At 38.2% G+C, this 1,038-nt stretch carries 1 protein-coding gene and 1 pseudogene; both read left to right on the forward strand.

Annotated features, from left to right (window positions below; translation table 11 throughout):
* Nucleotides 1-405 precede the first annotated feature (405 nt).
* Nucleotides 406-777 carry a 30S ribosome-binding factor RbfA gene (rbfA, locus tag HP439_RS19215; protein WP_172391926.1) on the forward strand — a complete coding sequence of 124 codons (372 nt, stop codon included), beginning with the start codon at nucleotides 406-408 and terminating at the stop codon, nucleotides 775-777.
* 23 nt (nucleotides 778-800) lie between these two features.
* Nucleotides 801-1,038, forward strand: a pseudogene (locus HP439_RS19220) (leucyl/phenylalanyl-tRNA--protein transferase); the annotation flags it as partial.

A 1,038-nucleotide genomic window follows, 5' to 3' on the forward strand; every position in this document is an offset into this window, starting at 1 on the left:
ACAATTTTTTTTCTAAGCAAATATGCGTCTACTGCCTAAAAACCAAATAAAAAAGTGATCACTTACTTTTTTTTAAAAAATATCTTTGCGTGAATAATATATATCCATATGTTTGTAGACGTAAAGGGGAAATGAAAAAAACAAAGTTGGCTAGTGAGTTAATACTCACACTCAGCCCCACCAGAGCTAAACACACTAAATTTGATAGACGAAGGTCTTAAAACTTAAAAGAAATACGACTAACCATTTATAAACTAATTTTGTTCTGAAGCGTATCCGGACCTGTGATACGCTTCTTCTTTTATATCCTCCTTCTTCCTATTACGTAAAATGGCGAAATATTAGTATCTTTGGAGAGTGTACTCAGCAACTTTTTTTTAAGTCAATCAATAACGTAATGCAGCTATGGGAACAGAAAGTAAAAGACAACAAAGATTCGCAGGGGTAATTCAACAAGACTTAGCGGAACTCTTTCAACGTGAAGGAAAAGCCTGGGCTCCCGGCGCATTTATCACGGTAACTAAAGTAAGAGTAACGCCTGACCTTGCAATAGCACGCATCTATTTAAGCTTTTTAAATACAAAAACCGCGAAAGACGATTTGGCAAACATTCAAAGTAAAACCTCCGAAATACGATACAAATTAGGCGCGCGGATAAAGAACCAGGCACGTATCGTACCCCAGCTAGATTTTTTCTTGGACGACACCAATGAATATGTCGAGCACATGGACAAAATATTTGAAGAAATTAGTAAAGAGCCGAGACAGCCAGATTAAAAGCTGTTTTTTTGCGCAAATCTATGGTATATCGCTTAGATGAACAACACCTTTTCCCTCACCCATCGTTAGCTGATGAGGATGGGCTACTTGCCGTTGGCGGCGATTTAAGCACCGAAAGATTACTCCTGGCATATCGACACGGCATTTTTCCCTGGTATTCCGAAGAGTCGCCTATTTTGTGGTATGCACCAAAAAAACGATTCGTATTAGAACCGAATGAATTAAAAATTAGCAAGAGCACACGTCAACTTCTTCGTA

The sequence above is a fragment of the Sphingobacterium shayense genome, assembly GCF_013179575.1.
Lineage (GTDB): Bacteria > Bacteroidota > Bacteroidia > Sphingobacteriales > Sphingobacteriaceae > Sphingobacterium > Sphingobacterium shayense.

What these genes read in the sequence shown, in the direction of transcription:
- rbfA (WP_172391926.1), top strand. Translation starts at nt 406, where the DNA reads ATGGGAACAGAAAGTAAAAGACAACAAAGATTCGCAGGGGTAATTCAA.